The organism is Amycolatopsis sp. NPDC049868, assembly GCF_044461365.1.
Lineage (GTDB): Bacteria > Actinomycetota > Actinomycetes > Mycobacteriales > Pseudonocardiaceae > Amycolatopsis.
In genome coordinates this window covers 355471-371886 of record NZ_JBITKV010000001.1, presented here as the reverse complement: position 1 = coordinate 371886, position 16416 = coordinate 355471, and the positions used below count along the sequence as shown (strand labels likewise).

The 16416-nt window shown below is 70.0% G+C and carries 21 protein-coding genes; 14 read left to right on the top strand and 7 right to left on the bottom strand.

Translation table 11 applies throughout. The features are described 5' to 3' along the window. Positions 1–4 precede the first annotated feature (4 nt). The gene (locus ACIBTM_RS01915; protein WP_395874610.1) at positions 5–409 is read left to right on the top strand and encodes an OsmC family protein; all 405 of its coding nucleotides are present in this window, start codon (positions 5–7) and stop codon (positions 407–409) included. Between the two features lie 73 nt (positions 410–482). Here the strand turns inward: ACIBTM_RS01915 and ACIBTM_RS01910 are convergent, their stop codons facing one another. The 3 genes from ACIBTM_RS01910 to ACIBTM_RS01900 all read right to left on the bottom strand — a co-directional run bounded on the left by ACIBTM_RS01910 (position 483) and on the right by ACIBTM_RS01900 (position 3667). After that, positions 483–836, bottom strand: coding sequence for a hypothetical protein (locus ACIBTM_RS01910; protein ID WP_016336796.1), 354 nt, complete (start codon positions 834–836; stop codon positions 483–485). 57 nt (positions 837–893) lie between these two features. Continuing rightward, entirely contained in the window at positions 894–2951 is a 2058-nt protein-coding gene (locus ACIBTM_RS01905; RefSeq protein WP_395874607.1) for an ATP-dependent DNA helicase, read from the bottom strand. A gap of 125 nt (positions 2952–3076) precedes the next feature. Then, positions 3077–3667: a biotin transporter BioY gene (locus tag ACIBTM_RS01900; RefSeq protein ID WP_016336794.1), complete on the bottom strand. Its 591-nt coding sequence runs from the start codon at positions 3665–3667 to the stop codon at positions 3077–3079. Between the two features lie 143 nt (positions 3668–3810). Here ACIBTM_RS01900 and ACIBTM_RS01895 point away from each other — a divergent pair, with 143 nt between their 5' ends. Further along, positions 3811–4476, top strand: a complete 666-nt coding sequence (locus ACIBTM_RS01895) for a choice-of-anchor P family protein (RefSeq protein WP_395874604.1) — start codon at positions 3811–3813, stop codon at positions 4474–4476. A 66-nt stretch (positions 4477–4542) separates the two neighbouring features. On the opposite strand, the gene ACIBTM_RS01890 is transcribed toward ACIBTM_RS01895, so the two are convergent. Genes ACIBTM_RS01890 through ACIBTM_RS01880 form a run of 3 tightly spaced genes read right to left on the bottom strand, consistent with a single transcriptional unit; the run spans position 4543 to position 7103 of the window. Next, entirely contained in the window at positions 4543–5196 is a 654-nt protein-coding gene (locus ACIBTM_RS01890; protein ID WP_395874602.1) for a bifunctional 4-hydroxy-2-oxoglutarate aldolase/2-dehydro-3-deoxy-phosphogluconate aldolase, read from the bottom strand. Then, entirely contained in the window at positions 5193–5768 is a 576-nt protein-coding gene (locus tag ACIBTM_RS01885; RefSeq protein WP_395874600.1) for a nicotinamidase, read from the bottom strand. The genes ACIBTM_RS01890 and ACIBTM_RS01885 overlap by 4 nt, the downstream gene beginning before the upstream one ends. 21 nt (positions 5769–5789) lie before the next feature. Then, positions 5790–7103 (bottom strand): nicotinate phosphoribosyltransferase, encoded by a 1314-nt coding sequence (locus ACIBTM_RS01880; RefSeq protein WP_395874598.1) that lies wholly within the window; start codon positions 7101–7103, stop codon positions 5790–5792. Positions 7104–7177: 74 nt separating this feature from the next. On the opposite strand from ACIBTM_RS01880, the gene clpS reads away from it, so the two are divergent. The 7 genes from clpS to ACIBTM_RS01845 all read left to right on the top strand — a co-directional run bounded on the left by clpS (position 7178) and on the right by ACIBTM_RS01845 (position 11708). Beyond that, entirely contained in the window at positions 7178–7477 is a 300-nt protein-coding gene (gene clpS, locus ACIBTM_RS01875; RefSeq protein WP_063277132.1) for an ATP-dependent Clp protease adapter ClpS, read from the top strand. Continuing rightward, positions 7474–8031 carry a DUF2017 domain-containing protein gene (locus ACIBTM_RS01870; protein ID WP_007028265.1) on the top strand — a complete coding sequence of 186 codons (558 nt, stop codon included), beginning with the start codon at positions 7474–7476 and terminating at the stop codon, positions 8029–8031. Before clpS ends, ACIBTM_RS01870 begins: the two co-directional genes overlap by 4 nt. After that, on the top strand, positions 8028–9020 hold the full coding sequence (locus ACIBTM_RS01865) for a P1 family peptidase (protein WP_395874595.1): 993 nt from the start codon (positions 8028–8030) through the stop codon (positions 9018–9020). The genes ACIBTM_RS01870 and ACIBTM_RS01865 overlap by 4 nt, the downstream gene beginning before the upstream one ends. A gap of 62 nt (positions 9021–9082) precedes the next feature. Continuing rightward, positions 9083–9499 (top strand): Mov34/MPN/PAD-1 family protein, encoded by a 417-nt coding sequence (locus ACIBTM_RS01860; RefSeq protein WP_395874593.1) that lies wholly within the window; start codon positions 9083–9085, stop codon positions 9497–9499. A 73-nt stretch (positions 9500–9572) separates the two neighbouring features. Beyond that, positions 9573–9845 (top strand): MoaD/ThiS family protein, encoded by a 273-nt coding sequence (locus ACIBTM_RS01855; protein WP_005165659.1) that lies wholly within the window; start codon positions 9573–9575, stop codon positions 9843–9845. 3 nt (positions 9846–9848) lie between these two features. Continuing rightward, the gene (locus tag ACIBTM_RS01850) at positions 9849–10799 is read left to right on the top strand and encodes a PLP-dependent cysteine synthase family protein (protein ID WP_395874591.1); all 951 of its coding nucleotides are present in this window, start codon (positions 9849–9851) and stop codon (positions 10797–10799) included. 195 nt (positions 10800–10994) lie between these two features. After that, positions 10995–11708 carry an aspartate/glutamate racemase family protein gene (locus ACIBTM_RS01845; protein WP_395874589.1) on the top strand — a complete coding sequence of 238 codons (714 nt, stop codon included), beginning with the start codon at positions 10995–10997 and terminating at the stop codon, positions 11706–11708. Here ACIBTM_RS01845 and ACIBTM_RS01840 read toward each other — a convergent pair. Next, positions 11669–12541, bottom strand: a complete 873-nt coding sequence (locus ACIBTM_RS01840; RefSeq protein WP_395874587.1) for an arylamine N-acetyltransferase — start codon at positions 12539–12541, stop codon at positions 11669–11671. The genes ACIBTM_RS01845 and ACIBTM_RS01840 overlap by 40 nt on opposite strands. Positions 12542–12624: 83 nt before the next feature. Between ACIBTM_RS01840 and ACIBTM_RS01835 the strand changes: the two genes are divergently transcribed. The 5 genes from ACIBTM_RS01835 to rdgB are packed head-to-tail and all read left to right on the top strand — an operon-like array spanning position 12625 to position 16296. Beyond that, complete coding sequence (locus ACIBTM_RS01835; protein ID WP_395874585.1) at positions 12625–13293, top strand: rhomboid family intramembrane serine protease; 669 nt, start codon at positions 12625–12627, stop codon at positions 13291–13293. Continuing rightward, on the top strand, positions 13290–14096 hold the full coding sequence (murI, locus tag ACIBTM_RS01830; protein WP_395874583.1) for a glutamate racemase: 807 nt from the start codon (positions 13290–13292) through the stop codon (positions 14094–14096). The genes ACIBTM_RS01835 and murI overlap by 4 nt, the downstream gene beginning before the upstream one ends. 30 nt (positions 14097–14126) lie before the next feature. After that, entirely contained in the window at positions 14127–14894 is a 768-nt protein-coding gene (locus ACIBTM_RS01825) for an MBL fold metallo-hydrolase (RefSeq protein ID WP_395874581.1), read from the top strand. Between the two features lie 23 nt (positions 14895–14917). After that, on the top strand, positions 14918–15694 hold the full coding sequence (rph, locus tag ACIBTM_RS01820) for a ribonuclease PH (RefSeq protein ID WP_037342521.1): 777 nt from the start codon (positions 14918–14920) through the stop codon (positions 15692–15694). Beyond that, positions 15691–16296: an RdgB/HAM1 family non-canonical purine NTP pyrophosphatase gene (gene rdgB, locus ACIBTM_RS01815; protein WP_360131965.1), complete on the top strand. Its 606-nt coding sequence runs from the start codon at positions 15691–15693 to the stop codon at positions 16294–16296. Before rph ends, rdgB begins: the two co-directional genes overlap by 4 nt. The last annotated feature ends 120 nt before the right edge of the window (positions 16297–16416 follow it).

The following is a 16416-nucleotide window of genomic DNA, read 5'->3' as shown; positions in this document are numbered from 1 at the left end:
AACCGTGTCTTTGGAAGTCCAGCGCGACGGCGAGCACCGCTTCATCGGCCGCAACGAACGCGGTGCCGAGGTCGTGATCGGCCGCAAGGGCGCCGAGGGCGCTTTCTCACCCGCCGAACTGCTGCAGATCGCGGCGGCGGGCTGTTCGGCCGTCACCGCCGAGAACCTCATCACGCGCCGGATCGGGGAGGACTCGAAGTTCCGGGTCGGCGTGACCGCGGACCGGCGCGAAGGTGCTTCGGAGCTCGACGCCGTCCACGTGGCTTTCGACGTCGACGTGTCGTCTCTGCCCGCTGAGGATCGAGAGGCGCTCGCGGCGGCTGTGGATCGCGCCATCGAGCGGCTGTGCACGGTGAGCCGGACGCTGAAGAAGGGCATCCCGGTCACGGAAAGCTTCCCGGTCGAGTAGCCCCCCCCCGGATGCTATGAACGGTCCGTTCCTTGCAAATTTTGCAAGGAACGGACCGTTCATAGCACTTGGCTCAGTGTTTGGCGGCGTGGCCTTCGGCGCTCCAGACCACGTACGCCTCGTCGGCGTCGGTGGTCATGGCCTCGATGAACTTCTCGTTGTCGAAGCCGGGCAGCGTCTGCAGCCGCTCGATCAGCGCGTCGGCGGCCGGGTCGCCGCTGGGGATCGCGGTGCCCTTCCCGTCGGCGCCGGCGAGCATGAAGAAGACGTCTTCCTTCCACGGGCCTTCAGGGATCACTCTGACCACCACCGCGGACAGCTCGGACCACGTGACGGCTTCCTCGCTGCCGTCCGCGAGCTGGCGCCGCACTCCGGTGTCATCGACGCTGACGGTCCGGGATTGTGCGTTGGGCGACTCCTGGGACAACCGGTTCTCCCTGTCTTCGGCGTTCCGTTAACGGTACTCGGCCGTGTTCCAGGCCACTCAGGCCGGGGCGGCCGCGTCGAGGCGGCGCAGCGCGTCGCGGGCGACCTTCGGGTCCATGGTCGGCCAGAACGGCGGCAGCGAGGCGCGCAGGAATCCGCCGTAGCGGGCGGTGGCCAGCCGCGAATCCAGGATCGCCACGACACCGCGATCGGTGACCGAACGGTGCAGCCGTCCGGTGCCCTGCGCGAGCAGCAGCGCGGCGTGCGTGGCCGCGACGGTGAGGAACCCGTTGCCGCCCCTGGCTTCCACGGCCCGCTGCCGCGCCGACGAGACCGGATCGTCCGGGCGGGGGAACGGGATCCGGTCGACCACGACGAGCTGGAGCGACGGACCGGGCACGTCGACGCCCTGCCACAGCGACAGCGTGCCGAACAGACAGGTGCGGGCGTCCTCGGAGAACTTCTGCACGAGCAGGCCGGTGGCGTCGTCTCCCTGGCAGAGGATCGGCAGGTCGAGCCGCTCCCGCATCTCCTCGGTGGCCTGCTTCGCCGCGCGCATCGAGGAGAACAGGCCGAGCGTGCGCCCGCCCGCGGCCTCGATCAGCTCGGCCAGCTCGTCCATGGTCGAGGGCTGCAACCCGTCCCTTCCCGGCGGCGGCAGGTGTTTGGCCAGGTAGAGGATGCCGTTGCGTTTGTGGTCGAACGGGGAGCCGACGTCGAGGCCGGTCCACTTCGGGCCGTCGGCGTCGTCACTGTCGGTGGGGGCGGCCTTGTCCGTCGCCGCGCCCGGTGCCTTCTCGACCCTGGCCCCGCCGGGCGGGAGACCCCACTGCCGGGCCATGGTGTCGAACGTGCCGCCCAAGGTCAGCGTCGCCGAGGTGAGGACGGTCGTGTGCTGGTTGAAGACGCGCTCCCGCAGCAGACCGGCCACCCCCAGCGGAGCGACCTTCAGCGCGGGCGGGCGCGGGTTCGTGGAGAAGCGGTCCCCGGTCAGCCAGACGACGTCACGCTGATGCGCCTGATCGTCGTCGAAGGCCTCGATCAGCCGGACGGCGGTGTCGTGGACCTCTTCGAGCAGCGACCGCGCCAGCTTGCGGGCCGTGGCCTCGTCGACGTCTTCCTTGCGGTCCTTGCCGAGCGAGGTGAGGCAGCGGTGCGCGGCGTCGCGGACCGCGGGGATCGCGCCGGTGAGGGCCTGCGGCAGCGAGTCCATGCGGCCCGAGGGCATGTCGTCGAGGATGAGGGCCAGGCCGTCGCTCGCCTCCAGCAGCTGATCGGCCACCTCGTCGTCGACCAGTTTCCCGCAGCGCCGGGCGGCGGCGGAGACCATGCCGCTGGTCAGCTCCCCGGTCGCCACGGAGGTCACGCGGTCCACCAGGTCGTGTGCCTCGTCGATGATCACCAGATCGTGCTCGGGCAGCACCTGATAACCCTGCAGCGCGTCGATCGCCAGCAGGGCGTGGTTGGTGATCACGACGTCGGCCTTGCCCGCCTCGGCGCGGGACCGCTCGGCGAAGCAGTCCGTGCCGATGGGGCAGCGCGACGCGCCCAGGCATTCCTTGGCGGTGACGGACACCTGGCGCCACGCCTGGTCCGAAACGCCGGGGACCAGCTCGTCGCGATCACCGGTTTCGGTGTCGGACGACCATTCCCGCAGCCGCGTGACCTCCTTGCCCAGCCGGGAGACGGCGAACGGGTCGAACAGCTGCTGGTCTTCCGGCTCGTCCGGGGCGCCGGAATCGAGCCGGTGGAGGCAGAGGTAGTTACGGCGGCCCTTGAGGATCGCGAAGGTGGGCTCGCGGCCGAGGGGCTTCTTGAGCGCCTTCGCCAGCCGGGGGAGATCCCTGTCGACGAGCTGGCGCTGCAGCGCGATGGTGGCCGTGGAGACCACGACCGTGGCCTCCTTCTCGACCGCGTGCCGGATCGCGGGAACGAGATAGGCCAACGACTTCCCGGTGCCGGTGCCCGCCTGGACGGCCAGGTGCTCGCCGGTGCGGATGGCGCGGCCGACGGCGTCCGCCATCTTGACCTGGCCCTCGCGCTCGGCACCGCCGACGGACTCGACCGCGTGGGTCAGGAGTTCGAGGACACCGGGGAAATCAGCACGGGAGGGCACGGGACAAGACGATAGCCGGGGGCACCGTCAAGATCGTCCGCCCCGTGCCATGAACGGTCCGTTCCTTGCAGAATTTGCAAGGAACGGACCGTTCATGGCGGCTCGTGGGGCAGTGAAAGGACCGGTCACGACTCCTTGCGGAAGCGAGAGACCAGCGCCCAGGTGCCCGGAAGCAGCGCCGCGGCGACGGCGATCTTCAGCGCGTCCCCGATCAGGAACGGCACGACACCCTTTTCGAGCGCGGTCGACAGGCCGAAACCGGTCGACGCCATCAGCCACGGCACACCGACCGAGTAGATGGCCAGGTTGCCGAGCACCATCGTCCCCGCCGTGCGCAGCGGCGTGCGATCCCCGCCGCGCCCGGCGAGCGCGCCCACCAGGGCGCCCGCGAGCACGAAGCCGACGATGTAGCCGGCGCTGGCGCCGAACAGGCCCGAAGAACCGTTCTGGAACCAGCCGAACCCGGCCGCGCCGACGGCGAGGTACAGCGCCATCGACAGCGCGCCGCGCTTCCAGCCGAGCGCGGCGCCGACCAGCAGGGCGGCGAACGTCTGGCCGGTCATCGGCACCGGCGAGCCGGGCACCGGGATCAGGATCTGCGCGGCCGCGCCGGTCAGGGCGGCACCACCGGCGACCAGGACCGCGTCACGGACCAGTGCGCCGGGAACGAGGTCGGCGAGAACCGGACGGGTGCCGGTCACGGATAGCGAAGACACTCAGACCTCCTATGAGTACACGAATGTGAACCGAGGTTAACGTCAGAAGACGGGACGCGGACCGAATGTCGGGCACCTCACGATCCACTCGACCGGGTGGCATGACCCTGCACGGGACAGAGGGTTGGTGGAGGCTGCCGGATATGAAGAAACCCGTTTCGAGGCTGTTGTCGGTGACGATGCTGACCGGGGCGCTGGTGACGGGGGGACCGGCGATCGCGTCGGCCGATCCCGCGCCCGCGACGGCGTCCGCGTCGGTCGGTTCGCTCGACGTGGAGATCGGCGACGAACACGTGGTCACCGGCGAGCTGGCGCCGTGCGACGTCGACGGCCCGTTGAGCGCGAAGACCCAGGGCGGGGCCACCGGCGATTTCGCCAGGTTCGGCGGCGGTGAGTCGCGCTGCGGCCGGAACGGCGAGGCGGCCATCGGCGAGGCGGCCGGGCGGCGCTTCGAGACCACCCTGCTCAAACGGTTCGGCGGCCCGGTGATCAAGGTCCGCACGTTCATGGCGAAATGCAGCACCACCGAGGACGGCAGCCTCGGCTACATCGAGTTCGGCGACGTCAGCGGGTTCACGCTGCCGGAGAACATCCCGCAGAACTACCGGCTGACCATCGCCGGCGGCAAGGGCGGGACGGCGCTGGCGTCGCTCACGGTCAACGAGACCGTCACGCCGACGCCGCCCGACGGGAGCCTCGTGACGCACATGCTGCACATCAAGCTGTTCCCGCAGGGCGGCGGACCGGCGAAGGGCGACATCTACCTCGGGACCGCGCGCTGCGACCCGTACGGCAAGAAGAAGCCCTGACCCGCGTTTCGTCCTCTGAATGCGGTCCTTGCACACGCAAGTACCGCATTCAGAGGACTAAATGCGTCAGGTGCGCGAGACGTACTTCGCGGCCGCAGCGACGAACTCGCTCGCCCGGGTCGCCAGATCCGTCAGCGAGCCGCCCGAAACGAGCGCGTCACCGACCAGCGGCGTGGCGGCCGCGACGGCGATCGAGCCCGACTCGAGGTACTTCGAGACTTCGGCCAGGTGAACGCCGCCCGTGGGGACGAGCGGGATGTCCGGCATCGGCGCCCGGATCGCCCGCAGGTAGGCGATCCCGCCGACGGCCGCGATCGGGAACACCTTCACCGCCGCCGCGCCGAGACGCCACGCCTGGTCGATCTCGGTCGGGGTCAGCGCGCCGCAGATCACCGGCAGCCCGCGTTCGTGCGAGCGCTCCATGACCAGCGGATTCACCGTCGGCGTGACCAGGAACGTCGCACCGGCGTCCGCCGCCTTGTCCACATCGGACACCTCGCGCACGCTCCCGGCGCCGACGTGCGCGTCGTCGCCGAGCTTCTTCCGGATGGTCGCGATGGCGTCCGTGGCGCCCGGCGTGGTCAACGCCGCTTCGAGTACCCGCACGCCCGCCGCGTGCAGCACCGTCGCGGCATCGGCGAACCGGCTCGCGTCCGCGGCCCGCAGGATCGCGACGAGCCGGTTTTCGATCAAGGTGTCCTGGAGGTCGTGCTGGATCATGCGGCGGGGACCGGCGCCTTCCCGGTGTAGGTCACGCCCGCCTCGTCGAAATCCTTGAGCGCGGCGTCGACCGTCGGCTGCGAACCGCCGACCGTGAGGTCGAGCAGCACCCGCACGGTGAAGCCCGCCTTCGCCGCGTCGAGCGCCGTCGCGCGGACGCAGAAGTCGGTCGCGATGCCGACGACGTCGACCTCGGTGACGTCATGCTCCTTCAGCCACGCGTCGAGCGTTTTGCCGTCGCGCGCGTTGCCCTCGAAGCCGGAGTACGCGGCGCTGTACTCGCCCTTGGAGAAGACCTCGCTGATCGGGACCACGTCGAGCGCGGGGTGGAACGACGCGCCGGAGGTGCCCGCGACGCAGTGACGCGGCCAGCTGTCCTTGAAGTCCGGCGTCTCGCTGAAGTGGGCGCCCGGGTCGATGTGGTAGTCGCGAGTGGCGACGACGTGCGCGTAGCCACCCTCCGCGGCCTGCTTGGAGATCGCTTCGGCGGCGGCGGCGCCACCGGGCAGGCCGAGCGACCCGCCCTCGCAGAAGTCGTTCTGCACATCGACCACGATCAAAGCGGTCCCCATGTGATTGCTCCTGAGTTCTCTTTAGACGAATACGGTCGGGATGGCGGGCTCCCCGTGCGAGAGCTTGAGGCCTTCCCACGGAAGGCTCACCAGCGCCCGCCGAAGCCGCTGGCGCGCGTCGTCCAGCGTGGGCAAATCATCCACCGTCCGGCCGTCCCGGACCAGCGGAATCTGCAATTCGTGGTCGTTCGGTCCCTGTTCTGGGACCTGCGAAGACGCCGAGGCGGCCGTCCAGATCACCTCTTCGACGGCGGTGCCGGTCTCGCGGTGCCGTCGCAGCGCGGATTTCCGTCCGCCGCGGGATTCCTTGTGCGCGCTGCGCTTGGCGACCGGTTTGCCGTCGACCTCGACGAGCTTGTAGACCATTCCCGCGGTCGGCGCGCCGGAACCGGTGACGACCGAGGTCCCGACGCCATACGCGTCGACGGGTTCCGCGCGCAGCGCCGCGATCGCGTGTTCGTCGAGGTCGCCCGACACCACGATGCGGGTGTCCTTGGCGCCGAGGGCGTCCAGCTGCTCGCGGGCCTTGCGCGCCAGCGGGCCCACGTCGCCGGAGTCGATGCGGATCGCGCCGAGCTCAATGCCCGCCACCCGGACGGCCGTCTCGATGCCCTTGGTGATGTCGTAGGTGTCCACCAGGAGCGTCGTGTCGGCGCCCATCTTGTCCACCTGCGCGCGGAACGCCTGCTCTTCGCTGTCGTGCAGCAACATGAACGCGTGGGCGACCGTGCCCCGCGTCGGGATGCCGTAGCGGCGCCCGGCTTCGAGGTTGGAGGTCGTGGCGAACCCGGCGAGGTACGCGGCCCGCGCGGCGGCGACGGCGGCGTACTCGTGCGTGCGGCGGCCGCCCATCTCGATGATCGGCCTGCCGTGCGCGGCGCCCGACATCCGCGCCGCCGCGGACGCGATCGCGCTGTCGTGGTTGAGGATCGAGAGGATCAGCGTCTCCAGCACGACGGCCTCGCCGAAGGAACCGGTGACGGTCAGGATCGGTGAGCCGGGGAAGTACAGCTCGCCCTCGGGGTAACCGTGGATGTTCCCCGAGAAGGAGTAGTCCGCGAGCCACGAAAGGGTGGCGTCGTCGACCACGGCCGTTGCTTCCAGCTGGCTCAGCTCGGCGTCGGTGAACCGGAAGTCCGCGATCGCGTCGAGGACCCGGCCGGTGCCCGCGACGACGCCGTAGCGGCGGCCGTCGGGCAGGCGACGCGCGAAGACCTCGAAGACGCACGGGCGGTCCGCCGTCCCGTCGGACAGGGCGCTGGCCAGCATGGTCAGCTCGTAATGGTCGGTGAGCAGCGCGGTGCTGGCGCCAGAGGCCGCCTCGGGGAAACCCATGGCACCAGCCTATTCACCCACATGGCCGGACCTGCCAGCCCGTACCGGATCGGGCCCGTGACACCATGGAGTGCATGTCCACGCCTGTCGCATCCGAGCAGACGCAGGTTGATCCACAGGGAGTAGAAATCGTCTCTGAGGACAAACCCTGGCGGACGGTCGTCTGGAACGATCCGGTGAACCTCATGTCGTACGTGACGTACGTGTTCCAGAAGCTGTTCGGTTACAGCCGGGATCACGCGACGAAACTGATGCTCGACGTGCACCAGAAGGGCAAGGCGATCGTGTCCTCAGGTTCCAAGGAGAAAGTGGAGACCGACGTCGCGAAACTCCACGCCGCCGGCCTCTGGGCGACCATGGAGCAGCCTTCATGAACGGATGGCGCCGCAAGGGCGAGACCATCGTCGCCGGGTTCGAGCAGCAGGAGGCCGCGGTGCTGCGCGGCCTGGTCAGCCAGCTGGAGGACATGCTCACCGCGCGCGCCGAGGAGGCGCCGCAGGACGAGCTCGCCGAGCTGACCGGGATCCGCACCGGCCCGACCGAATCGCCGGACGACCCGGTCCTTTCGCGGCTGCTGCCGGACTTCCACAAGCTCGACCCGGACAACCCGACCCGCGAGGACATCGACTCGGCCGCCGCGATGCGGTCGATCCACGAGCCCGAGCTGCTGGACAAGAAGGTCGGCGTCGCGAAGATCGTGCTGGACACCCTGCCGCGTGACGGCGGGAACGTGCGGCTGACCTTCGAGCAGGCCGACGCGTGGCTGGGCGCGCTCAACGACGTCCGGCTGGCTCTGGGCACCGCGCTCGACGTCACCGAGGACATGCCCGACGAACTGCCCGAGGACGATCCGCGCGCGCCGCATCTCGGCGTCTACCACTGGCTGACCTGGGTCCAGGAGACTCTCATCCAGTCGCTGACCTCATGATCACCGACGTTCCCGGCGTGCTGGTCGGGCACCACGAGCGGGTCGGCGACGGCTGGGCGACCGGGACGACGGTCGTGCTGGTGCCCGGCGGTGCGGTCGGGGCCGTCGACCAGCGCGGCGGCGCACCCGGCACGCGGGAGACCAACCTGCTGGAGCCGGAGAACCTGGTCCAGCACGTCAACGCGATCTGCCTGTCCGGCGGGAGCGCGTACGGCCTGGCCGCCGCGGACGGCGTCATGCGCTGGCTCGCCGAGCGGAACCAGGGCATCCCGGTGGGAACCCAGCCGTACGAGGTGGTGCCGATCGTGCCGGCCGCGGTGTTGTTCGACCTGCCGCGCGGTGACTGGGGCAACCGTCCGGACGCCTCCTTCGGCTACGCGGCGTGCCAAGCGGCCAAGGACGGCCCAGTGCCGTCGGGGACCGTCGGCGCGGGCGCCGGGGCGAAGGCGGGATCACTCAAAGGCGGGATCGGGACGGCCTCGGAGAAGGTCGGGGAGTTCACCGTCGGCGTCGTCGCCGCCGTGAACGCCGCCGGCGAGGCCGTCGATCTCTCGACCGGCCGCGCTTACGCGGCGGATCACGAGGTCGACGGCGAGTTCGGCGTCCGCTGGCCCGACCGGCCCGGTGACGTCGAGGCGAAGGCCTCGGGGCTCAACACGACCATCGGCGTGGTCGCGGTCGACGCGGCGCTGTCCAAGGCGGAGGCGCGACGGCTCGCGGTGGCCGCTCAGGACGGCCTCGCCAGGGCGGTGCGGCCCGCGCACACGATGTTCGACGGCGACACGGTGTTCGCGCTGGCGACCGGCGACCGGGAGCTTCCCGGCGGCGCGGGTCCCGTCGCGGCGGCGCGGCGCGCGATGGTGCTGGACACGTTGTGCTCGGCGGCCGCGCGGGTGTTCGGGCGGGCGATGGTGCACGGTGTGCTCTCCGCCACTTCGGCGGGGGACATGCGCGCGTACCGGGATGTCTGGCCCGAAGCCTTCTCCTGACCGGCCGAGGTGCCGAGTGGCGGCAATCTCAGAGTATGGACCGGCTCTGTCCAGCACCTAAGATGGGCGACGTGCTCCGGATCCGCCGTGAACTCGTCGACGAGATCGTCGCCCATGCCCGTCGTGACCATCCCGATGAGGCGTGCGGGGTGATTGCCGGTCCCGAGGGATCGGACAGCCCCGAGCGGTACATCCCGATGCTGAACGCGGCGCGCTCGCCCACGTTCTACGAATTCGACTCGGGTGATCTGCTCAAGCTCTACCGCGAGATGGACGCCAACGACGAGGTGCCGGTGGTCATCTACCACTCGCACACCGCGACCGACGCCTATCCGTCCCGCACCGATGTCTCGTACGCCTCGGAACCCGACGCGCACTACGTGCTCGTTTCCACCAAGGACCCCGATTCGCATCAGTTCCGGTCGTACCGGATCGTGGACGGGGAGATCACCGAGGAGCGCGTCGAGATCATCGGCTGAACCCGCCCGTCCGGGAATAACCCGGACCGGCCCGAACGTCTGCGTTGCAGAGAACCCACCGGAGGTAGAAACCATGGCCGTGACCGTGTCCATCCCGACCATCCTGCGTACGCACACCGGCGGCGAGAAGTCCGTCGAGGCGACCGGCAAGACCGTGCTCGAGGTGATCGACGACATCGAGTCCCGCCACGGCGGCCTGAAGGCCCGCCTGGTCAAGGAAGAGAAGCTGCACCGCTTCGTCAACGTCTACGTCAACGACGAGGACGTCCGTTTCTCCGGTGGTCTCGAAGCCGAGGTCAAGGACGGCGACACCTTGACCATCCTGCCCGCCGTGGCCGGTGGCTGATCGATGGCTCGCTTCGAGTCGCTGCTCGACGCGCTCGGCGGCACCCCGCTGGTCGGCCTTCCCCGGCTTTCGCCCACCCACGACGTGCGGTTGTGGGCGAAGCTGGAGGACCGCAACCCGACCGGTTCGATCAAGGATCGTCCCGCGCTGGCGATGATCGAGGCCGCCGAGCGTGACGGCACCCTCCGGCGTGGCTCCACGATCCTGGAGCCGACGTCGGGCAACACCGGGATCGCGCTCGCGATGGCCGCGAAGCTCAAGGGCTACGGCCTGGTGTGCGTGATGCCGGAGAACACCTCCTCCGAGCGCAAGCAGCTGCTGCAGGCGTACGGCGCGCGGATCGTCTTCTCCTCGGCCGCCGGCGGGTCCAACGAGGCCGTGCGCCGGGCGAAGGAGCTCGCCGAGGCCAACCCGGACTGGGTCATGCTCTACCAGTACGGCAACCCGGCGAACGTCGACGCGCACTACCGCGGCACCGGGCCCGAACTGCTCAAGGACCTGCCGACGCTGACGCATTTCGTCGGTGGTCTCGGCACCACCGGCACGCTGGTCGGCGTCGGGCGCTACCTGCACGAGGCGAAGCCGGACGTGCAGATCATCGCGGCCGAACCGCGCTACGGCGAGCTGGTTTACGGCCTGCGGAACCTCGACGAAGGCTTCGTCCCGGAGCTTTACGACGCGAGTGTGCTCAACGGCCGGTACTCCGTCGGCGCGTACGACGCGCTTCGCCGGACACGTGAGCTGCTGGAGCACGAAGGAATCTTCGCGGGGATCTCGACCGGTGCCGTGCTGCACGCCGCGCTGGCCGTCGCCGAGAAGGCCGCCGCCGCGGGGAAGCCGGCCGATGTGGCTTTCGTGGTCGCCGACGCTGGGTGGAAGTACCTCTCGACGGGCGCGTACTCCGGCTCGCTCGACGAAGCGGCTCAGCGGCTCGACGGGCAGCTCTGGGCCTGACCCCCCTTTCGCGCGCTATGAACGGTCCGTTCCTTGCAAATTTTGCAAGGAACGGACCGTTCATAGCGTTCGGGCGGGTCCAGCCGGATGTCATGAAAGGGTCGTTCAGGACGAAAAACGTCCTGAACGACCCTTTCATGACATTCGGGGAGTACCTCAAAACCGAGGCGGTCCGGCGCTGGCACGATGGCGGGCATGAAGACCATCGGGTTGCTGGGCGGGATGAGCTGGGAATCGTCGGCCGAGTACTACCGGCTGGTGAACGAGCGCGTCCGTGAGCTGCGCGGCGGGTATCACTCCGCGCGCACCGTGCTGTACTCCGTGGACTTCGCCGAAATCGAAGCGATGCAGGCCGAGGGCCGCTGGGACGACGCCGGACAGGAGCTGAACCGCGCCGCACGCGCTCTCGAAGCCGCCGGAGCGGACTTCGTCGTCCTCTGCACCAACACGATGCACAAGGTCGCCGACCGGCTCACCGACGGTCTGGGTGTCCCGCTCCTGCATCTCGCCGACACCACGGCCGTCGCGATCAAGGCCGACGGCATCAAGCGCGTCGGGCTCCTGGGCACCGGTTTCACCATGGCCCAGCCGTTCTATCGCGAACGCCTCGCCGCACACGGCCTCGACGTGCTCGTGCCGGACGAGAACGACCGCGAGACGGTGCACCGGGTCATCTACGACGAGCTCGTCCATGGCGTGGTCACCGAGGACTCCCGCGAGCGGTACCGCGAGGTCATCGCGAGGCTCGTCGAGGCAGGCGCGGAAGGCGTGATCTACGGCTGCACCGAGATCGAACTGCTCGTCGGGCCCGGAGACAGCGCGGTGCCCACCTTCCCCACGACGAGGCTGCACGCCGAAGCGGCCGTGGACTACGCGCTGGGCGACACCTCACTCCCTCCCGCGGTGTGACGTTCGTGCTGGCCGACGGCCTGCCGCCACAGCCTGTCCTGTTCTTCACCGGTGAATCCGCCGCGAGGCACACCGAAGACGTCCTCGATGGCCGTCCACCACTCGGCCGGTGATTCCAGCACCGTTCTGCCGCCCGGCAGACCGGTCAGGGTCAGGGCGCGCAGCGAGTCCACGCCGTCGGCGTCGCGCCGCTGCACCACCAGCGTGCGGACGAATCCGGAGTCCTCCGCGGTCGACAGCTCGACGTGTTTTTCGGCGAAGTCGGCCATCACGGCCGCCTCCGGCGCGAAATCCATCCCGACGAAACTGCCCTGCGGGTCGTGGTCGAACCGCCAGCCGCCGGGGGTGATCTCCGAGGGCCGTATCCGGAACACCAGCGAGCCCTGTTTGTACTCGCCCTCACGCAGCGGGAGCGGCTCGTGGATGCCGTCCCCGAGCCCGACGTCGACCAACCAGGCGACGTCAGGTGCTTCCGGCAGCCCGGTCACCGTCAGCGCCAGGTGGTTGAGGTGGATCCCGGCCTCCGTGTCCGCCATCTGCGCTCCGCTCGGATGGCGGGTGACCTGGTAGCCGAGCGCCCGCAGCAGGGCCGAGAACGCGCCGTTGAGGTGATAGCAGTAGCCACCGCGGCCGGCGGCGATCCGGGCGAACGACACCGCCGGATCCAGCGAGGTCACCCGGCCGAGCTGGACTTCGAAATCTTCGTAGGGCACGCGTTCCACATGGGCCGCGTGCAGGCGGAAAAGGGCGTCGAGGCTCGGCGGCTCGTGTTCGAGGCCGAGTCGCGCGAGGTAGGCGGGCACGTCCACGTGCTCGGAAGAAGGGAACCCCATGTGATCGACCGTAGCGGGCACCACCGACAAATCAGGGTTTCTCACGGAGGCGATCTCGCCGATCCGCGTCGTAGCCTGGGGAGGTGACCACATTGCCTCCCCAGCCGGTCCCGGCGAGCGAGTCGTCCGGTACGGATCCGGCCAAACGCGTCCTGCCGCCGAACCCGAGGGCCGCCGCGATCGTGGCGCTCGCCTTCACCGCGCTGCTCTATCTGGTCGAGCTGGTCGACGTCGTGCTGCCCGCCGACCTCGACCAGAGCGGGGGCATCGTCGCTCGTGACGTCTCCGATCTCGACGGAGTGCTCTGGGCGCCCTTGCTGCACGCGGGCTGGGGGCACCTGTTCTCCAACACCGTTCCGGTACTGGTGTTCGCCTTCCTCGCCATGTCCGCGGGCATCGGCCGGTGGGTGCTGGTCACCGCGATCATCTGGGTGCTCTCCGGACTCGGCGTCTGGCTGATCGCACCGAGCGGCACGGTGACCGTCGGAGCGTCCGGCGTCGCCTTCGGCTGGCTCGCGTTCCTGCTGGTCAGGGGCATCTTCAACCGTGCACTCGGGCAGATCCTGGTGGCCGTGGTGCTGCTGGGCATCTGGAGCGGGATGCTCTGGGGCCTGCTGCCGGGTGATCCGAACGTCTCCTGGCAGGGGCACCTGTTCGGTGCGTTGTCCGGTGTCTTCGCCGCCTGGCTGATGGCGCGGGCCGACAGGTCCCAGGCCAGGAAAGCGACCGGCCCCGGTAGCCTCGCCGTGTGACCAAGCCGAGCGCCGACGCCCCGATCGGCGTCTTCGATTCCGGAGTGGGCGGGCTCACCGTCGCCAGGGCGATCCTGGAGCAGTTGCCCGGTGAGCAGCTGCGCTACGTCGGTGACACCGCCCGCAACCCGTACGGTCCGCTTCCCATCGCGACGGCACGCCGGTACGCGCTGGAAGCGCTGGACGACATCGTCGAAGGCGGGGTGAAGGCGCTGGTCATCGCCTGCAACACCGCCTCCGCCGCCTGTCTCCGCGACGCGAGGGAGCGCTACGACGTCCCCGTGATCGAAGTCGTGCTCCCGGCCGCGCGACGGGCCGTGTCCGCCACGCGTTCCGGGCGCATCGGTGTGATCGGCACCGAGGGCACCGTCCGGTCCCGCGCCTACGACGACGCCTTCAACGCCGCGCAGGACGTCGAGATCACCAGCGTCGCGTGCCCGCGGTTCGTGGACTTCGTCGAACGCGGGATCACCACCGGGCGCCAGGTGCTCGGGCTCGCGCAGGGCTATCTGGAACCACTGCTGGACGCGCAGGTCGACACGCTGGTCATGGGCTGCACGCACTACCCGTTGCTGTCCGGAGTGCTGCAGATCGTCATGGGCCAGGACGTCACGCTGGTGTCCAGCGCCGAGGAGACCGCGCGTGACCTCGTGCGCGTCCTCACCGAGACCGATCTCCTCGCCGAGCGCGACACCCCGCCGCGGCACGAGTTCGTCGCCACCGGATCCGCCGAGCCGTTCACCAGACTCGCTCAGCGGTTCATGGGCTTCGCTCCGGGTGTGCTGGCTCCCACCAGCGCCTAAAATCGCCGATTCCGTGCTTAAGGTGTCACAGTGCGTCTCACGATCCTCGGCTGCTCCGGCAGCATCCCCGGGCCCGACGCCGCCGCGTCCGGCTACCTGCTGGAGGCGGACGGGTTCGTCCTGGGGCTCGAACTCGGCAACGGGACGCTCGCCAGGCTGCAGGCCATGCGCGACCCGTTCGACCTGGACGCGCTGATCCTTTCGCACCTCCACCCCGATCATTGCGCCGACGTCAGCGCGCTCACCGTGCTGCGCCGCTACCATCCGGCGTTGCCGTATCCGGCGAGGCCGCGGCGGCTCCCGGTGTACGGGCCGTCGGATGTGCACGAGCGGCTCGCCCACGCGTATGCCGCGAACGAGGAGGAGCGGGCGACCACCGATCTTTCCGACGTCTTCGCCTTCGCGGCGCTGCGTCCGGAGCCCATGGAGATCGGGCCGTTCGAAGTCACCGCGGTCCCCGTCGACCACCCGACCCCGGCGTTCGGCCTGCGGTTCGCGTACGGCGGCAAAACCCTCGCCTACACCGGTGACACGGGCGTCTGCGACACCCTGACCGATCTCGCCGGCGGCGTCGACGTCCTGCTCTCCGAAGCGTCGTGGACCGACTCGCCCGACCGGCCGTCCGGCGTCCACCTGTCCGGCAAGGAAGCGGGCGAGCTGGGACGCAAGGCCGGGGCGGGGCGGCTGCTGCTCACCCATGTCGCGCCATGGACCGACCGCGACGCCGTCCTCGCCGAGGCGGCCGTCGCGTTCCCCGCGGCCGAGCTGGTCGAGCAGGGCGCCGTCTACGACCTCTGACGCGGGGTTCTAGAGTGGCGGCCGTGGCGAGAAAAGACGGCAGGAACGACGACCAGCTTCGCGACATCAAGATCACCCGCGGCTTTCAGCGGTGGCCCGCGGGATCGGTGTTGATCGAATTCGGCGACACCCGGGTGCTGTGCGCGGCGAGCGTCACCGAAGGCGTCCCCCGCTGGCGGGCCGGTTCCGGCCTCGGCTGGGTCACTGCCGAGTACGCGATGCTGCCGTCGGCGACCAACACCCGCAGCGACCGCGAATCCATCAAGGGCCGCGTCGGCGGCCGCACGCACGAGATCTCCCGGCTGATCGGCCGGTCCCTGCGCGCCTGCATCGACCTGGCGGCGTTGGGGGAGAACACGATCGTCATCGACTGCGACGTCATCCAGGCCGACGGCGGCACCCGCACCGCCGCGGTGACCGGCGGCTACGTCGCCCTCGCCGACGCCGTCACCTGGCTCGGCGCGGCGGGCCGCCTCGCCGATCCGCAGCCGCTTTCGTCTTCGGTGGCCGCGGTGAGCGTGGGCGTCGTCGACGGCCGGGTGCGCCTCGACCTGCCCTACGAAGAGGACTCGCGCGCGGAGGTCGACATGAACGTCGTCGCCACCGACGCGGGCACCCTGATCGAGGTGCAGGGCACCGGCGAGGGCGCCACCTTCGCGCGGTCCACTTTGGACACCATGCTGGACGTGGCGCTGGCGGGCTGTGAGGAACTGACCCGGCTGCAGACCGAAGCGCTCGCGCTGCCGTATCCCGGCGAACTGCCCGAGCCGCGCCCCGACAAGAAGAAGGGTGCCAAGTGACCAAGCTGCTCCTCGCCACCCGTAACGCGAAGAAGCTCGGTGAGCTCCGGCGCATCTTGGTGGCGGAGGGGATCGAGGGCGTCGAGGTCATCGGCCTCGCCGACGTCCCCGAGTTCCCCGAAGCACCCGAAACCGCCCCGGACTTCGAAGGCAACGCGCTCGCGAAGGCTCAGGACGCGGCCGCCGCGACCGGTCTCCCGGCGATCGCCGACGATTCGGGCATCACCGTCGACGCGCTCAACGGCATGCCGGGCGTGCTCTCGGCACGCTGGTCGGGAAAGCACGGCGACGACGAGGCGAACCTGGATCTCGTGCTGGCGCAGCTGTCCGACACCCCCGACGAGCGTATGGGTGCCGCTTTCGTCTGCGCGGCCGCGTTGGTCGTCCCCGGCGGCGACGAAACCGTGGTGCGCGGGGAATGGCGCGGTTCGCTGATCCGGGAACGCCGTGGCGCCAACGGATTCGGGTATGACCCGATCTTCGTGCCGGAGGGGGAGACGCGGACTTCGGCGGAGCTGGAACCGTCCGAAAAGGACGAAGCTTCGCACCGGGGGAAGGCGTTGCGGGCGTTGGTGGGAGAGCTGCGGAAGCTGGTGGGCTGAGCTGGTCGTGGGGGGGGGGGGGGGGGGGGGTGGGGGGGGGCCCCCCCCCCCGCCCCCCCGCCGCCGCCTGCTGGCCGGGGCGCGCGCCGGGGGGGGGAGACAGCGGCATGTTATGTGCAA